This is a genomic window from Bacillus suaedaesalsae (assembly GCF_016890225.1).
Taxonomy (GTDB): Bacteria; Bacillota; Bacilli; order Bacillales; family SA4; genus Bacillus_BS; species Bacillus_BS suaedaesalsae.
This window is the reverse complement of record NZ_JAFELM010000044.1, coordinates 129,969-146,047: the sequence shown is the minus strand read 5'-3', so window position 1 is coordinate 146,047 and position 16,079 is coordinate 129,969. Positions and strand designations below refer to the sequence as shown.

General features: G+C 37.3%; 15 protein-coding genes and 1 riboswitch. Of the genes, 14 read left to right on the top strand and 1 reads right to left on the bottom strand.

What is annotated here, in order from left to right; translation table 11 throughout:
* Positions 1-117: 117 nt before the first annotated feature.
* From JR050_RS19230 to JR050_RS19215, 4 genes are all read left to right on the top strand, one after another.
* On the top strand, positions 118-1,236 hold the full coding sequence (locus JR050_RS19230; RefSeq protein ID WP_204201818.1) for an IS110 family RNA-guided transposase: 1,119 nt from the start codon (positions 118-120) through the stop codon (positions 1,234-1,236).
* An 895-nt stretch (positions 1,237-2,131) separates the two neighbouring features.
* On the top strand, positions 2,132-2,446 hold the full coding sequence (gene trxA, locus JR050_RS19225) for a thioredoxin (protein ID WP_204205274.1): 315 nt from the start codon (positions 2,132-2,134) through the stop codon (positions 2,444-2,446).
* Between the two features lie 225 nt (positions 2,447-2,671).
* Positions 2,672-4,447 carry an excinuclease ABC subunit UvrC gene (uvrC, locus tag JR050_RS19220; protein ID WP_204205273.1) on the top strand — a complete coding sequence of 592 codons (1,776 nt, stop codon included), beginning with the start codon at positions 2,672-2,674 and terminating at the stop codon, positions 4,445-4,447.
* A gap of 71 nt (positions 4,448-4,518) precedes the next feature.
* A riboswitch (Lysine riboswitch) is annotated at positions 4,519-4,703 on the top strand.
* Positions 4,704-4,781: 78 nt separating this feature from the next.
* Positions 4,782-6,014 carry an aspartate kinase gene (locus JR050_RS19215; RefSeq protein WP_204205272.1) on the top strand — a complete coding sequence of 411 codons (1,233 nt, stop codon included), beginning with the start codon at positions 4,782-4,784 and terminating at the stop codon, positions 6,012-6,014.
* Between the two features lie 342 nt (positions 6,015-6,356).
* Here the strand turns inward: JR050_RS19215 and JR050_RS19210 are convergent, their stop codons facing one another.
* Complete coding sequence (locus JR050_RS19210) at positions 6,357-6,806, bottom strand: YslB family protein (protein WP_283244097.1); 450 nt, start codon at positions 6,804-6,806, stop codon at positions 6,357-6,359.
* A gap of 391 nt (positions 6,807-7,197) precedes the next feature.
* On the opposite strand from JR050_RS19210, the gene JR050_RS19205 reads away from it, so the two are divergent.
* The 10 genes from JR050_RS19205 to JR050_RS19160 all read left to right on the top strand — a co-directional run bounded on the left by JR050_RS19205 (position 7,198) and on the right by JR050_RS19160 (position 16,079).
* A complete protein-coding gene (locus JR050_RS19205) occupies positions 7,198-7,827 on the top strand; it encodes a succinate dehydrogenase cytochrome b558 subunit (RefSeq protein ID WP_204205271.1) in 630 nt (209 codons plus the stop codon).
* Between the two features lie 116 nt (positions 7,828-7,943).
* A complete protein-coding gene (sdhA, locus tag JR050_RS19200) occupies positions 7,944-9,695 on the top strand; it encodes a succinate dehydrogenase flavoprotein subunit (RefSeq protein ID WP_204205270.1) in 1,752 nt (583 codons plus the stop codon).
* Positions 9,696-9,701: 6 nt separating this feature from the next.
* On the top strand, positions 9,702-10,463 hold the full coding sequence (gene sdhB, locus JR050_RS19195; protein ID WP_204205269.1) for a succinate dehydrogenase iron-sulfur subunit: 762 nt from the start codon (positions 9,702-9,704) through the stop codon (positions 10,461-10,463).
* Positions 10,464-10,898: 435 nt separating this feature from the next.
* A complete protein-coding gene (locus JR050_RS19190; protein WP_204205268.1) occupies positions 10,899-11,372 on the top strand; it encodes an acyl-CoA thioesterase in 474 nt (157 codons plus the stop codon).
* Positions 11,373-11,505: 133 nt separating this feature from the next.
* Positions 11,506-11,730 (top strand): spore germination transcription factor GerE, encoded by a 225-nt coding sequence (gene gerE, locus JR050_RS19185; RefSeq protein WP_149218241.1) that lies wholly within the window; start codon positions 11,506-11,508, stop codon positions 11,728-11,730.
* Positions 11,731-12,056: 326 nt separating this feature from the next.
* Positions 12,057-12,515, top strand: a complete 459-nt coding sequence (locus tag JR050_RS19180; protein ID WP_204205267.1) for a MarR family winged helix-turn-helix transcriptional regulator — start codon at positions 12,057-12,059, stop codon at positions 12,513-12,515.
* Positions 12,516-12,525: 10 nt separating this feature from the next.
* The gene (gene racE, locus JR050_RS19175) at positions 12,526-13,323 is read left to right on the top strand and encodes a glutamate racemase (RefSeq protein WP_239454483.1); all 798 of its coding nucleotides are present in this window, start codon (positions 12,526-12,528) and stop codon (positions 13,321-13,323) included.
* A 167-nt stretch (positions 13,324-13,490) separates the two neighbouring features.
* Positions 13,491-14,564 carry a GerMN domain-containing protein gene (locus JR050_RS19170; protein ID WP_204205266.1) on the top strand — a complete coding sequence of 358 codons (1,074 nt, stop codon included), beginning with the start codon at positions 13,491-13,493 and terminating at the stop codon, positions 14,562-14,564.
* A 163-nt stretch (positions 14,565-14,727) separates the two neighbouring features.
* A complete protein-coding gene (gene rph, locus JR050_RS19165; protein ID WP_204205265.1) occupies positions 14,728-15,471 on the top strand; it encodes a ribonuclease PH in 744 nt (247 codons plus the stop codon).
* Positions 15,472-15,485: 14 nt separating this feature from the next.
* Positions 15,486-16,079, top strand: coding sequence for an XTP/dITP diphosphatase (locus JR050_RS19160; protein WP_204205264.1), 594 nt, complete (start codon positions 15,486-15,488; stop codon positions 16,077-16,079).

Here is a 16,079-nt window from a genome sequence, read left to right as displayed (position 1 = left end):
GAGTTATCATGAACGAAACTAGCTCCTTACTCGTAACATCGTAGGTTAATTTGGTTAGAATGTTTACTGGTAAAAACAAACCAAATCAGAGCTACATTACGGAAGGAGCTAGTTATTATGAAGGATACCATAAAATATGTAGGTTTAGACGTATCAAAAGAAAAAATTGCAGTTGCGATCGCGGATGAGGGGCGAGAAGAGCCGAGATACTGGGGAGTAATTCCTCACACACCAGAAGCAGTTAGGAAATTAATAAATAAACTTGGAAACACCGAGACTCTTCGAGTCTGTTATGAAGCCGGTCCAACTGGATACCCACTATATAGATTATTACTTTCCCTAGGTGTTCATTGTGATGTGATAGCCCCATCTCTCATACCTAAAAGACCAGGTGAACGTATTAAGACAGATCGTAGAGACTCTATTCGACTGGCTCAGTTATATCGAGCAGGAGAATTAACTAACATCTATGTTCCAAACGAAGAGGATGAAGCTCTCCGTGATCTTGTAAGATGTCGTGAAGATGCAAAAGAAGATGAACTTAGGGCAAGGCACCGTTTGAGTAAATTTTTGCTTCGTAATAACATTAAGCCACCGTCAGGTGTGAACAAATGGACGGTCAAATATCGTAGATGGCTGGATGCATTAAAATTTGAAAGCTCCAAACTACGTGTGGTCTTTCAAGAATATTATCATCAATTGAAAGAGCTAGAACAACGAATTTTAAGACTAGAGGAAGAAATTAGAGTTCAGGCAACGGAGGGCGTACACGCCCCAACCATTCAAGCCTTACAATCACTAAGAGGTGTAGCTCTTATTACTGCGACTAGTCTTGTAGCGGAGATAGGTTCTTTCAAACGTTTCTCATCACCAACACAATTAATGGCCTATATTGGTTTAATACCAAGTGAATACTCAAGTGGTGAAAGAAGAATACAAGGGAGCATCACAAAAACAGGGAATCGTCATGTACGACGCTTATTAGTAGAAGCTGCATGGAGTTATCGTTATCAACCGTCAGTTAAAGGAGAATTGATGAGACGACAAAATGGACAGTCCCCCACTATTCAAGCGATATCCTGGAAAGCACAAAACCGACTTCATAAAAAGTATTACCGATTATTATCAAGAGGAAAAGAAAGTGGAAAAGCAATTACTGCAGTTGCCAGAGAATTAGCTGGTTTTATTTGGGCTATTACACAAGAGGTAGAAGAAGTAAAAAACGCTAGTTTTTGATCTTACAAGTTGTCATGTTACGGTGATATAGGTATTATTGATCCATTTTTTATGTATGGCTTTAATTTCACACGAATAATTTACGAAGAAAGATAGATGATTGAGAACAGGGCTCGAAGGCAAAGAAAAAAACCGGAAAGGAAAACCCACGTGGCCTCCTCTGTGCTATATCTAAATAGATTAACGCACGTGCCGAGTTAGTGGATTAGTCCTTTATACGGAAAGATAAAATGTGAAAACCCACGGATATCAGAGCGTAAACCGCAGTAGAGATTTTTGCCTTCGTGCCGTGTTCTTAACTTCTATTCAAGTCAAAAAAAGGAGAAAGGAACAGATTCCTTCTATAGCTTAATGGAGTCTCTCACTTCTTTGTATGACAGTCAAGGAGACCACTTGACAGACATACAAAGAAGTGAGAAGTGGTCAGTAAGCTAAAGAAGGAGCTATTCTAGCCAGAATGGCTTGCTAACTAACAAAATCAAGAAAAGAAGCCGTAAATAGCTTCTCTTCTTAGAGTTGGTCAAAAGACAATCCAAACCTGGTGAAGAGTGGGAGCCTTGACAGTTTCGTTCATATCAGGAGGCTCGACTTTCTCCCCCGCGGAAAGCAAGTGTCTGTAGCGAAATGCAACGAAAGATACCCAACCAAAAACAACAAAATGTAAAACGTGAGTGAATGGAAGCGGAAAGGAAGTGCCTGAAGTGGAAGGTGTAGAGTAAAGGCAACATTCATTTAGAATAAAGCTTTTTAACAAAGACTTAGAGGTTTTACTCATACATGAAAACATTTTATAGAGGGTATAGTATATTTTGAGCAAAAAGTTCGCTAGTCAAATAGCATAATGATATACTTTGGTTATTATGAAGTAAATTAATTATTTGGGAGGATTTTTAATATGGCAATTACAAATGTAACAGATCAAAACTTTTCATCTGAAACTAGCCAAGGCTTAGTTCTTGCAGATTTCTGGGCACCATGGTGTGGTCCTTGTAAAATGATCGCTCCAGTTCTAGAAGAACTTGATGGAGACATGGGAGACAAAGTGAAAATCGTAAAGCTTGATGTTGATGAAAATCAAGAAACAGCAGCGAAATACGGTGTTATGAGTATCCCAACTTTATTAATTATGAAAAATGGCGAAGTTGTAGATAAGGTTGTTGGTTTCCAGCCTAAAGATGCATTAGCTGAAAGATTAGAATCACAGCTATAAGTTACATCCGAGCATCCCTAAAAGGGGTGCTTTTTTAGTGGGATCTTCAGTCATATTACAATGTCCGACAAAATAAGAAGTACTAATAAAGATATTTCTTGGGAAATGATGTCGAAGTTCGTATCATTTATCAACATAGAGGATAGTAAGGCAAGTTTTACTATCAGTTGTTTGAATAAGAATATGATACAATACGATAAATAGAGCATGAGGGGAGGACGTACCATGAATCAACTAATAAAAGAAAAACTTGCAATATTACCAGATCAACCAGGTTGTTATTTAATGAAGGATCGCCAAGGGACCATTATTTATGTCGGAAAAGCGAAAGTATTAAAGAACAGGGTACGTTCATACTTCACAGGCTCTCATGATGGAAAAACGTTACGTTTAGTAAATGAAATCGTGGACTTTGAATATATCGTCACATCATCCAATATTGAAGCACTTGTATTAGAGATAAATTTAATAAAGAAACATAACCCTAAATACAATATTAACTTAAAGGATGATAAGACATATCCTTTTATTAAAATTACGAATGAAGAACACCCACGATTAATTATTACCAGGCAAGTTAAGAAGGATAAAGGTAAATACTTTGGACCTTATCCGAATGTTTATTCAGCGAATGAAACGAAGAAAGTATTAGACCGAATTTACCCATTAAGGAAGTGTTCTACCTTACCGACAAAGGTATGTTTATATTATCATATAGGTCAATGCTTAGCACCTTGTGTGAACACTGTCACAGTTGATCAGAACAAAGAGATGGTAGATGGAATCATCCGTTTTTTAAATGGAGGCTATCAAGATGTAAAGGCTGAACTCACTGAGAAAATGCTTAAGTCATCTGAGGAACTAGACTTTGAAAGAGCGAAAGACCTTCGAGATCAAATTGCACATATAGAGGCGACAATGGAAAAGCAAAAGATGATGATGACAGACATGGTTGATCGAGATGTATTTGGATTTTCATTTGATAAAGGCTGGATGTGTGTCCAAGTTTTCTTTATTCGCCAAGGTAAATTGATTGAACGAGATGTATCAATGTTTCCAGTATACGCAGATCCTCTAGAGGAATTTGTTACTTTTCTTGGTCAGTTTTATCTTGAAAATCATCATTTTAAACCGAAAGAAATCTTACTTCCAGATGGTGTTGATAAGGAATTGGCAGAACAATTACTTGAGGTAAGTGTTCATCAACCGAAAAAGGGTCAAAAGAAAGAATTAGTAAACTTAGCAAGCAAAAATGCGAAGATAGCCCTAGAGGAGAAATTTTCCTTAATCGAACGTGATGAGGAAAGAACCATTAAGGCAATTGAAAACTTAGGCAGTAAAATTGGGATAGCAACACCATTTCGAATTGAGGCATTTGATAATTCGAATATTCAAGGGACCAATCCAGTCTCTGCGATGGTTGTATTTATTGACGGAAAGCCTGATAAAAGAGAATATCGAAAATATAAGATTAAGAGTGTTACAGGACCTGATGATTATGCCTCTATGAAAGAGGTTGTTCGAAGAAGATATTCTCGAATCTTAAAAGATAATCTTCCACTGCCTGATTTAATTATTATTGATGGTGGTAAAGGACACTTGTCTGCTGCTCAAGATGTTCTAGAAAATGAGTTAGGGTTGGAAATACCGATTGCTGGTTTAGTTAAAGACGACAAACATAAGACCTCTGAATTACTTATTGGTGATTCTGTTCAAACCGTTCAGTTAGAAAGAAACAGCCAAGAGTTTTACTTATTGCAGCGTATTCAGGATGAAGTCCATCGATTTGCCATTTCATTTCATCGTCAGTTGAGAGGGAAAAATGCTTTTCAGTCCATTTTAGATGACATTCCTGGAGTAGGGGAGAAAAGAAAGAAGCAGTTATTAAAACATTTTGGATCTGTAAAAAAATTAAAGGAAGCAACGGTAGATGAAATAGTGGAAGTAGGTATTCCACGTAACACAGCATCTATTATCGCCCAGAAATTAAAGGAAGATTAAAAATGTAGTTGTCTTCCTTTATAATGTTTGTTAAAATTGGTTTAATTTCATACGACACTTCAATTCGATGAAGTGATGGTAGAGGTGCGAACTTCAATAGTACGTAATCAGAAGAGAATGAGCTCTTATGAAGATTATGGAAAGGGGAGCGTCGCCGAAGTGAGGAGATGGCTCATACATGTCCTTGCTGGTTTTGCATTGAACAAATGTAAGATTGTCAAACAGCTTGAATGTTGTTTGGAGAGCTATCTCACTCGCGAGAACATTTTTATCTGTTCAAGCAATGAGATACTCTCATTGCTTTTTATTTTGTAGAAAAGGTAGGATGAGAGCCGTGGGATTAATTGTACAAAAGTTTGGGGGAACATCGGTAGGTTCTATTGAAAGAATCCAAAATGTTGCAAATCGTGTGATTCAGGAAGCACAAAGAGGAAATCAAGTTGTCGTTGTTGTATCGGCTATGGGGAAATCTACTGATGAGTTAGTAAATCTTGCTACTCAACTTACGAATACTCCAAGTAAACGAGAAATGGATATGTTATTAACTACTGGAGAGCAAGTTTCAATTGCTTTATTATCCATTGCACTTCAGGCAAAAGGGTATGATGCAGTTTCATTAACAGGATGGCAAGCAGGGATTAAAACTGAAGCTATTCATGGAAACGCCAGGATAGTAGAGATTGAAACTGATACATTACACTCTTATTTAAATAATGGAAAGATTGTCATTGTCGCCGGATTTCAAGGAATTACATCTGAATTTAATATCACAACATTAGGTAGAGGTGGATCGGATACAACTGCTGTTGCTCTTGCTGCTGCATTAAGAGCTGATAAATGTGATATCTATACAGATGTTACGGGTGTATTCACAACAGATCCACGCTATGTTAAGAGTGCTAGAAAGCTTCAATCTGTTTCTTATGACGAAATGTTAGAGCTTGCTAATTTAGGTGCAGGTGTTTTACACCCACGTGCCGTTGAGTTTGCGAAAAATTATGCAGTTCCATTAGAAGTAAGATCTAGTCTTGAATTAGAAACAGGAACAAGAATTGAGGAGGAAGTTTCAATGGAAAATAACCTTATTGTTAGAGGGATTGCGTTTGAAGATGGAGTAACACGAGTTACGATTGTTGGTTTAAAAAATGGACTTCATTCTTTATCAACAATTTTTACTACTCTTGCAAATCATGGCATTAACGTTGATATCATCATTCAAAGTATGACAAGCCAAGATGAAACAAACATTTCCTTCTCTATTCATACGACAGATTTAGATGAAACATTGACTGTTCTTCAATCAAATCAAGAAAAGCTTGGGTTTCATTCCATCCAGTCTGAAAGTAGCTTAGCAAAAGTATCAATTGTTGGCTCAGGAATGATCTCTAACCCAGGTGTAGCTGCTGAAATGTTCGAAGTACTAGCTAACAACGAAATCCAAGTGAAGATGGTAAGTACTTCTGAAATTAAAGTATCTACAGTCGTTGAAGAGCGTTTCATGGTAAAAGCAGTTGAAGCGTTACATGAAGCATTTAAATTAGATGAACTAGTAACACATTCCGTTTAATATAAATAGGCTTTTTACACAAAAGTGGTTGTTTTCAAAAGGCTCTGTTAAACAATAATGTTGATTGTAGTGGAAGGCACTCGCATTCCTTGGTGCTCCGGGAGCATCCGTCGCTATGCTCCTGCATGAGTCTCACCTGTCCCGCTACTCCCGCAGGAGTCTCGCACCTTCCACTACAATCAACATAAAGCTAAAAAATCCACAATGTACTTTAACAAAATTATTCAAGAAAGGTTTCTTGGCACCTTTTTGTTAAGTGTGTATCACTTGTAGGGTTCTATTTAAGCCTGCCAAGGATTTAACGGTTATGAAAAAAAGATCTGCAGAATTCTGCAGGTCTTTTTAAATGTTATCCTTACTATCAGATTTAACTGTAATATGTATAAGATTATGTCGTTTCTTTTGTTCGACAAACGCTTCTGTAATGACATTGTTTATTTGCTCGAATTGTTGTGCAATAAAGCCAGCTTCGAGGTTATAGCTCGTTTCTTTTCGTGATTGATTTCTTGCGTTAATAAACTCACTTGTTAGATCAAATTCCATTATATTTGCTTTTTGTGAAGTAATAGCCAAGTTTCCCCAACCTGCATCTTTAAAAAATTGAATTACCTCTTCCTCATTTGATACCGGGTATTTTCTAGCGATACTTTTCCCGGCCCAATATAAAATAGATGGTAGCTCTTTCCCAAGTAAATCCGGCAAAAGAACTTCGCGAAGTAACTCATATGCGATACCTGTTGTATGTAAACCATCAAATTGAGATAGTTGTTCTTTAAGCGATAATTCCTTCAATGTTCTTCCCCTCTTTCATATCCCGTACATCCTGTTTATTTCTTTTTAGCACATTCAGTTGTTGTAAACTAACAACTACTTCATATATATTGTTATGAAGTTTTGAACACTTCATCTGGATATTTATGAGTATCCCCAAACTCATAAGCACTATTATATTACAAATAATGGCGTATTACTCAAAAATTTCATCTAACAAAGAATGCACTCAAATGATAATATTATTTTACTAGAGCTTATATTCTTATGTATGAAAATGTTATTTTGTTGAAGCGTTTTCTTGACGCACTTTCTAGGTAGGAGTAAAATGAACATGTCGCATTTTTACGAAAACTAGTTATGCAAAGGTTTTCATTTTCTTTTATGTTTAAGTTATCAAGGGGGGTAAAACATGGCTAAAAATCGTGAGTTTTTTAACCGTAGATTGCATTCATTATTAGGTGTTATACCTGTAGGTCTTTTCCTAGTGCAACACTTAATAGTAAACCAATTTGCAACAAGAGGTGCAGAGTCATTTAATAGAGCTGCACAATTTATGGAACACTTACCGTTCCGATATTTATTAGAAGCTGTCGTTATTTTTCTACCATTACTTTATCATGCTGTATATGGACTTTATATTGCTTTTACTGCGAAAAATAACGTTAGCAACTACGGATTTATCCGTAACTGGCTGTTCTTAATTCAACGTGTGACTGGTGTTATTACACTTATTTTCGTAGCTTGGCACGTTTGGGAAACTAGAATTGCAGCAGCAATGGGTGCAGAAGTTAACTATGATATGATGGAAGCAATTTTAAGCAATCCATTCATGCTAGTATTTTACATCGTTGGTGTAGTATCAACTGTATTCCACTTTGCGAACGGATTATGGTCTTTCTTAGTAAGCTGGGGTATTACTGTAACACCACGTTCACAGGTAATCTCAACATATGTAACATTAGCAATTTTCGTAGCTCTTTCTTACGTGGGAGTACGTACAATATTTGCTTTTATTGATCCATCATTAGCAAATCTATAAGATAAAAAACTAGTATTACAGTAATGCTAGAATATGATTTTAGAATAGTATCTTTTTAGATGGTATGTGATTCAATACTCTTTAAAAAGAACCTTAATAGAGGAAGTGAGCTAAAAATGAGTAAAGGGAAAATCGTAGTTGTCGGTGGAGGACTTGCAGGTCTAATGGCGACTATTAAAGCGGCAGAAGCTGGAGTATCAGTAGATTTATTTTCACTTGTACCAGTAAAACGTTCTCACTCAGTTTGTGCACAAGGTGGAATTAACGGTGCTGTAAATACGAAGGGTGAAGGTGACTCACCTTGGGAGCACTTTGACGATACAGTTTATGGTGGAGACTTCTTAGCGAACCAACCACCAGTAAAAGCAATGGCTGACGCGGCACCAGGAATTATTCACTTAATGGACCGTATGGGGGTTATGTTTAATCGTACTCCAGAAGGTTTACTTGATTTCCGTCGTTTCGGTGGAACTCAACATCACCGTACTGCATTTGCAGGCGCAACAACTGGTCAGCAATTACTTTATGCTTTAGATGAGCAAGTACGTCGCTATGAGGTAGCTGGTCTTGTTCAAAAGTACGAAGGCTGGGAATTCTTAGGTTCAGTACTTGATGATGAAGGAGTTTGTCGTGGTGTAGTTGCACAAAACTTAACATCAATGGAAATTAAATCTTTCCCTGGTGATGCTGTTATTATGGCTACAGGTGGACCTGGTATTATCTTCGGTAAGACAACGAACTCTGTTATTAATACAGGATCTGCTGCAGCGATCGTATATCGCCAAGGTGTACATTATGCAAACGGAGAATTTATTCAAATTCACCCTACTGCAATACCTGGTGACGATAAGCTACGCTTAATGAGTGAATCGGCTCGTGGAGAAGGTGGACGAGTTTGGACATATAAAGATGGTAAGCCATGGTACTTCTTAGAAGAGAAATATCCTGCTTATGGTAACTTAGTACCACGTGATATCGCTACTCGTGAAATCTTTGATGTTTGCGTAGAGCAAAAGCTAGGCATTAATGGGGAAAACATGGTATACCTTGATCTTTCTCATAAAGATCCTAAAGAACTTGATATTAAGCTAGGTGGTATTATTGAAATCTATGAAAAGTTCATGGGTGAGGATCCACGTAAAGTACCAATGAAGATCTTCCCTGCGGTTCACTACTCAATGGGTGGACTATGGGTTGATTATGATCAAATGACAAATATTCCTGGTCTATTCGCTGCTGGTGAGTGTGATTACTCCATGCATGGTGCAAACCGTCTAGGGGCTAACTCATTACTTTCTGCTATTTATGGTGGTATGGTGGCTGGACCGAATGCTGTTAAGTATATTAAAGGATTAAGCAAGACAGCGGAAGATATTAGTTCAAGCATTTTTGATCGTTATGTGAAGCAAGAAGAAGATCGTATCCAAAAGATTATGTCTATGGATGGAAAAGAAAATGCTTACGTAATTCATAAAGAGCTTGGAGAGTGGATGACTGACAATGTAACAGTTGTTCGTACAAATGCTAAGCTACTAAAGACTGACGAAAAGATTCAAGAATTAATGGAACGTTACCAAAACATTAATATTAATGATACTGCAAAATGGAGTAATCAAGGTGCATCCTTTACTCGTCAGTTAGACAACATGCTTCACTTGGCGCGTGTTATCACTATTGGTGCGTATAACCGTAATGAAAGCCGTGGGGCTCACTATAAGCCGGAATTCCCAGAACGTAATGATGAGGAATTCTTAAAGACTACAATGGCGAAGTTTACAGAAGAAGGTCCTCAGTTCCACTATGAGGATGTTGATACATCTCTAATCCAGCCGCGTAAGCGTGACTACTCTAAAAAGAAAGGGGAATAATCAAAAATGAGCGAGAAGAAAAAAGTCCGTTTTGTAATCACTCGTCAAGACAGCCCAGAAGCTGCCCCTTATGATCAAACATTTGAACTAGATTATCGTCCAAACATGAATGTTATCTCTGCACTTATGGAGATCCGTAGAAATCCAGTTGATGTTAATGGGAAAGAAACATCACCTATAACATGGGATATGAACTGTTTAGAAGAGGTTTGTGGTGCTTGTTCAATGGTGATCAACGGCAAGCCAAGACAATCATGTTCTGCACTAGTTGACCAATTAGAACAGCCGATTCGTCTAGAGCCTATGAGAACTTTCCCGGTTGTACGTGACCTTCAAGTGGATCGTAGTCGTATGTTCGACTCTCTTAAGAAGGTTAAAGCTTGGATTCCTATTGACGGCACATACGATTTAGGTCCTGGACCACGTATGCCTGAAAAGAAGCGTCAATGGGCTTACGAATTATCAAAATGTATGACATGTGGTGTTTGCTTAGAGGCATGTCCTAATGTAAACAGTAATTCTGATTTCATTGGACCAGCTCCATTATCTCAAGTTCGTTTATTCAATGCACATCCAACAGGTGCAATGAATAAGTCAGAACGTTTAGATGCAATTATGGGTGACGGTGGTCTTGCGAACTGTGGTAACTCACAAAACTGTGTACAATCTTGTCCAAAGGGAATTCCTTTAACAACTTCGATTGCGGCACTAAACCGTGATACAACTGTACAAATGTTTAGAAACTTCTTCGGAAGTGACGAAGTTTAATTCATAAGTTATGAATTTACTTTTCATTTAAACTAGAGATAGCCTCTTCATGATCTCATGAAGAGGCTATTTTATTACAATTTAAGAAATTATAAAATTTTGAGTGTTATGTTCATAATCCAGTTCCAGCACCTAGCCCGGCTGAAACTTCCATTAGTGAATTTCTGAAGGAATCGGGCTCTTACTGGCGGTTATTAACAATAGCTGTACCCGAGGCTAAACGAGGCACCCTGAGCTTTTTGTTTTTGGTTATGTTAGAGTAGAATGTTGATTTGGGCAATGTGTTGATCATAGTGGAAGGTGCGCCACAGAATTGTGAAGATGATACTCCATTCCGCAGAGGACAGTGTACCTTCCACGGTAAATTAAATCAATGTGATAACGATTCGTATGATTAGACTATAAGTCTAGAATGATATAAATGGAGGTACTTGCATGGTGAAAGCAACTTATATTGATCACTTTGAAACATGGCAAAAGGAATTTATTTTCTCACACCCAATTAAAGTGCGTTTTAGTGAAACCGATATGTTTGGACATGTCAACAATACAGTTGTATTTACATATCTTGAAGAAGCACGAATCGAATTTTTTAAATCATTAGGTTTAATGCAATATTGGATCGAAGGAGATAGTGACTTAATACCAGTTGTTGCAGACCTACAGTGTGACTACTTATCCCAAACCTTCTTTGATGAAAAATTAGAAGTAAAAGTGAAGGTAAATAAACTTGGGTCGTCATCTGTAGATATTCATTATCTTGTGCAAAAACAGAACGGAAAACCAGCATTTGTAGGTAGAGGAACAATCGTTCAAATTTCAAAGAAGACAGGGAAGCCTGTAGGATGGACTGAAAATTGGAGAAAAAGTCTACTAACTATGATAGGTAAAGAGTGTGTTGACGCATAACTAATAATAGTGAATATGAATGAAATCTCTAAATTGTAAGTAACAGTGAACCCTTATCTGGCATAGTATATGGTGACTAAATATACACCCATCCTATTTTTAGCTCGCACCTTGGCAAGGAGGGTCACAACAATTGAAGGAGAAAGATTTTCAACCAAAGCCGTTGCTAACGAAAAGAGAAAGGGAAGTATTTGAATTGTTAGTTCAAGATAAGACAACAAAAGAAATTGCAGGAGAGTTGTTTATCAGTGAGAAGACAGTTCGAAATCATATTTCCAATGCGATGCAAAAGCTTGGAGTTAAGGGGCGTTCACAAGCGGTTGTAGAGCTCCTACGTATGGGAGAACTAGAGCTTTAAAATGTAACCGGCTTTCTCACAGTGGAAGGCCGGTTTATTACATAATTCAACCTTTATCCCGTTCTAACTGTCACTAACTTCTCTCTTTAATGCTTAAGCGATTCGAAGAGTTTAAATGGTGAAGGCGCCAGTAAGAACCCGATTGGTTCAACTAACAATCAGTGGAAAAAACGTCTCACTGATTGAAGTTTCACTTTATCTTGAAATTTTGGTGAAAAAAGTAGAAAATAATAGTAATAGGCATTAAAATGTCGTTATCGGATTATGCCAATTATATTTATAAAAAATTTTTCTAATTGGCTTTTAACTATGAGGGGGAGAATGTTATGAAGCAAGACCAACCTACTGAAAGAGAAATGGTTGATTCTACTGTAGCAGAAACGGAAAAATCGCTACGTTATATATCTGGCATCATTAAACAAAAAGGGAGAGAGATGTTAAACCAGTATACGATTACTCCTCCACAATTTGTTGCCCTTCAATGGCTCTTAGAAAATGGAGATATGACAATTGGTGAATTATCAAATAAAATGTATTTAGCTTTTAGTACAACTACAGATTTAATCGATCGAATGGAAAAGAATGAATTAGTTGTACGTGTAAAAGATGAAAACGATCGTCGTGTCGTAAGAATACATCTATTGCCTGAGGGCGGGCGCATCATTGAAGAAGTTATTGAGAAGCGTCAAAAATATTTGGAAGAAGTTCTTTCTGCATTTTCACAAGATGAAATCATCATGTTAGAAAAACTACTAGGAAAATTACATCAAGAAATGAAAGAATGAGGAGATTTACATGGATAAACCAATCGGGGTTATTGACTCAGGAGTCGGTGGTCTAACTGTAGCAAAGGAACTAATGAGGCAGTTGCCGAAAGAGCAAATCTTATACTTAGGTGATACAGCTCGATGTCCTTATGGACCAAGACCTCTTGAAGAAGTAAAGCAATTTACTTGGGAGATGACCAATTACTTACTTCAATATGACATAAAAATGCTTGTGATTGCTTGTAATACTGCTACTGCTGCTGTACTAGAAGATATTAGGCAATCACTTAATATACCGGTTATCGGTGTTATTCAGCCTGGTGCTCGTGCTGCGGTAAAAGTAACAGAAAATAAGCAGATTGGTGTTATCGGTACGATTGGAACGATTCATAGTAAAGCATACGACTCTGTTTTGCATTCAATTAATAACCAATTAGAAGTTACAGGACTCGCATGCCCTAGATTTGTACCAATTGTTGAAGCTGGGGATTACGATTCTCTTGAAGCGTACGATGTCGTTCAAGAACAACTGCATTCACTGAGAGGAACGAAGATAGATACATTAATACTTGGCTGTACTCACTATCCATTACTTGCTCCAATTATCCAAGAAGTAGTGGGAAAGCAAGTTGAATTAATATCCTCTGGAGAAGAGACAGCTCGTGAAGTGAGTACAATTCTTTACCATAGCAGACTATTAAAAAATAAAGGCGAACCGAAGGAACATTTATTTTTCACAACCGGAACAAAAGAAGCATTCCAAAAAGTCGCAAACAAACTATTTCAACAAAATATAGAAAAAATAGAAGTAATAAAACTTACGTGATACTAGCCGTATCACGTTTTTTTGTGCCAGGCACTTGTCGAATAATCTTTATAGTAAGCTTCATCAAAATAAAAATTGTTTACTAAAAAAAATAATGACAAGCCGGTCTAAATCTCAAATAAGGCTCGTATACATGTTAGTACAAACTACCTTAGGAGGGATTTAGAATGCCTAAATTACCAAAAGTGAAAATTGCTACAACTGTTATTGCATCGACTGTATTACTATCCGGTTGTGGATTGTTTGGTGGGGAGCAAGCGATGAAGGAGATTGATCCACCACAGGATGTAAATATGGTAGATGATCAAGCGAAGCTAGAAGATGGTAAGAGTTCAGAAGGAAATGACAAAAAAGAAGAAGCAACTAAAGATACAGTTACTCGTGAGCTTTATCTTGTGGATAAAAATGGGTATGTTGTTCCGCAAACATTCGAGCTACCAAAAGAAAATAGTGCAGCTCAACAAGTACTTGAGTACCTAGTAGAAGGTGGGCCGGTAACGAATATGCTACCAGAAGGCTTCAAGGCTGTATTGCCACCTGATACTCAAATGACAACAGACCTATTGAAAGATGGAACATTAGTTGTTGATTTTTCTAATGAATTTACAGAATATAAAGCAGAAGATGAGCAAAAGATTTTACAATCGTTAACGTGGACATTAACACAGTTTGATACGATTAAAAAGGTTAACATCAAGGTAAATGGACATGAGCAAAATGTAATGCCAGTGAACAAAACACCAATTAACGACAGCCTAACTCGCGCAGATGGAATCAACGTTGATAACTCTGACGTTGTGGATGTAATGAATAGTGAATTAATTACCTTATACTTCTTAGCTCAAGAAGGAGAAAATACGTACTACGTTCCTGTAACAAAACGTGTTCAGGAAACAAGTGAGGATAAAATTGTAGCAACAATTAATGAATTAATTAAAGGGCCAGGTTTAGTAGGTGGTCTACTATCAGAATTCAACTCTGAAGTGGAGCTAATTTCTGAACCAGACTATAAAAATGGTGTTGTAACACTTAACTTTAACGAGTCTATCCTAGGTAACCTAGAAGGAACCGCAATTTCGAAGCATATTATCAATTCATTAGTGTTATCGCTAACTGAGCAACCTGGTGTTGAAAGTGTTGCAATTCAAGTTAACGGTAAAGCAGATTTAAAAGCAGACTCAGGTGAAGAATTAACGAAGCCAGTAACAAGACCTCAAACGGTAAATACTGGAGAATTTTAATCTCTATTAAGTTGGCTTATCGTAAGTAATAACATATACTAATACAAGAGGTAGGCATTATTTTGCCACCTCTTTTATTCATGTTACTATATGAAAACATACAAGAATGAACGTAAATTTGGCCATACTACAATGGTGAACATGAGAATGAGGAGGACATAAAATGCGAGTGGATGGTAGAGAGCAAGCGCAATTGAGAGAAATACATATTGAAAAAAATTACATAAAGCATGCAGAAGGTTCAGTACTAATTTCAGTAGGTGATACGAAAGTTATTTGTACGGCAAGTATAGAAGATAAAGTACCTCCATTTATGAGAGGTGGAGGTAAAGGCTGGATTACTGCCGAATATTCTATGCTTCCAAGAGCAACGGAGCAACGAAATATACGTGAATCTAGTAAGGGAAAAGTGACTGGTCGTACAATGGAAATTCAACGTTTAATTGGTCGGGCACTTCGTTCTGTTGTACAGCTTGAAAAACTAGGTGAACGCACTGTTTGGATCGACTGTGATGTTATTCAGGCAGATGGCGGTACACGAACAGCATCCATTACAGGCGCTTATGTGGCAATGGTTCTTGCTTTTTCAAAGCTTATTGAGAGAAGAGCTATTTCAGCATACCCGGTCAAAGATTTCTTAGCTGCAACTTCTGTTGGTGTTGATCCTGAACGTGGGCCTATTCTTGATTTGAATTATATCGAGGATTCAAGTGCTAATGTAGATATGAATGTAGTGATGACAGGTAAAGGAGAATTTGTTGAGCTTCAAGGAACGGGAGAAGAAGCTACATTCTCAAGAACTCAGCTAAATGAACTGTTAGAACTGGCTGAAAAAGGGATACAAGACTTAATCCATCATCAAATGGAAGCATTAGGAGAAGACATCAGCAATGCAATCTTAAAATAGAAGTAGGGAAAAACATGAAACAAATAATCATTGCAACGAAAAACAAAGGAAAAGTTAAGGATTTTGAGGTGCTATTCAAAAGTAAAGGCTATGATGTTATCTCACTATTAGATATTCAGGACAGCCCAGATATTGATGAAACAGGCACAACATTCAAAGAAAATGCGATCCTTAAAGCGGAGGGAATTGCTTCAATCGTCAATGAAATCGTCATTGCAGATGATTCGGGATTAGCTATCGATGCTTTAGAAGGTAGACCTGGTGTAATGTCAGCACGTTATGCAGGAGAACAAAAAAACGATGAAGATAATATACAGAAGGTGTTAAGTGAATTAAAAGGTGAAAATAACCGTAGAGCTGCGTTTCATTGTGCACTAGCTATGGCTATTCCTTCAAAACCTACAGTGGTCGTGGAAGGAACATGTAACGGTGTAATTGCTGAACAACCGGTTGGGGAGAATGGATTTGGATACGATCCGATCTTTTTCGTTCACGAGAAAAACAAAACGATGGCACAGCTAACAAAAGAAGAAAAAAATACGATTAGTCATCGTGCAGATGCTTTAAAGAAGCTTGAAGTAGAGTTGAATAAATATTTGGAGTTATGA

Bases quoted from the DNA above. Each gene is read 5' to 3' on its own strand.
- JR050_RS19230 (WP_204201818.1), top strand. From the start codon at position 118: ATGAAGGATACCATAAAATATGTAGGTTTAGACGTATCAAAAGAAAAA.
- trxA (WP_204205274.1), top strand. From the start codon at position 2,132: ATGGCAATTACAAATGTAACAGATCAAAACTTTTCATCTGAAACTAGC.
- uvrC (WP_204205273.1), top strand. From the start codon at position 2,672: ATGAATCAACTAATAAAAGAAAAACTTGCAATATTACCAGATCAACCA.
- JR050_RS19205 (WP_204205271.1), top strand. From the start codon at position 7,198: ATGGCTAAAAATCGTGAGTTTTTTAACCGTAGATTGCATTCATTATTA.
- sdhA (WP_204205270.1), top strand. From the start codon at position 7,944: ATGAGTAAAGGGAAAATCGTAGTTGTCGGTGGAGGACTTGCAGGTCTA.
- sdhB (WP_204205269.1), top strand. From the start codon at position 9,702: ATGAGCGAGAAGAAAAAAGTCCGTTTTGTAATCACTCGTCAAGACAGC.
- JR050_RS19190 (WP_204205268.1), top strand. From the start codon at position 10,899: ATGGTGAAAGCAACTTATATTGATCACTTTGAAACATGGCAAAAGGAA.
- JR050_RS19180 (WP_204205267.1), top strand. From the start codon at position 12,057: ATGAAGCAAGACCAACCTACTGAAAGAGAAATGGTTGATTCTACTGTA.
- racE (WP_239454483.1), top strand. From the start codon at position 12,526: ATGGATAAACCAATCGGGGTTATTGACTCAGGAGTCGGTGGTCTAACT.
- JR050_RS19170 (WP_204205266.1), top strand. From the start codon at position 13,491: ATGCCTAAATTACCAAAAGTGAAAATTGCTACAACTGTTATTGCATCG.
- rph (WP_204205265.1), top strand. From the start codon at position 14,728: ATGCGAGTGGATGGTAGAGAGCAAGCGCAATTGAGAGAAATACATATT.
- JR050_RS19160 (WP_204205264.1), top strand. From the start codon at position 15,486: ATGAAACAAATAATCATTGCAACGAAAAACAAAGGAAAAGTTAAGGAT.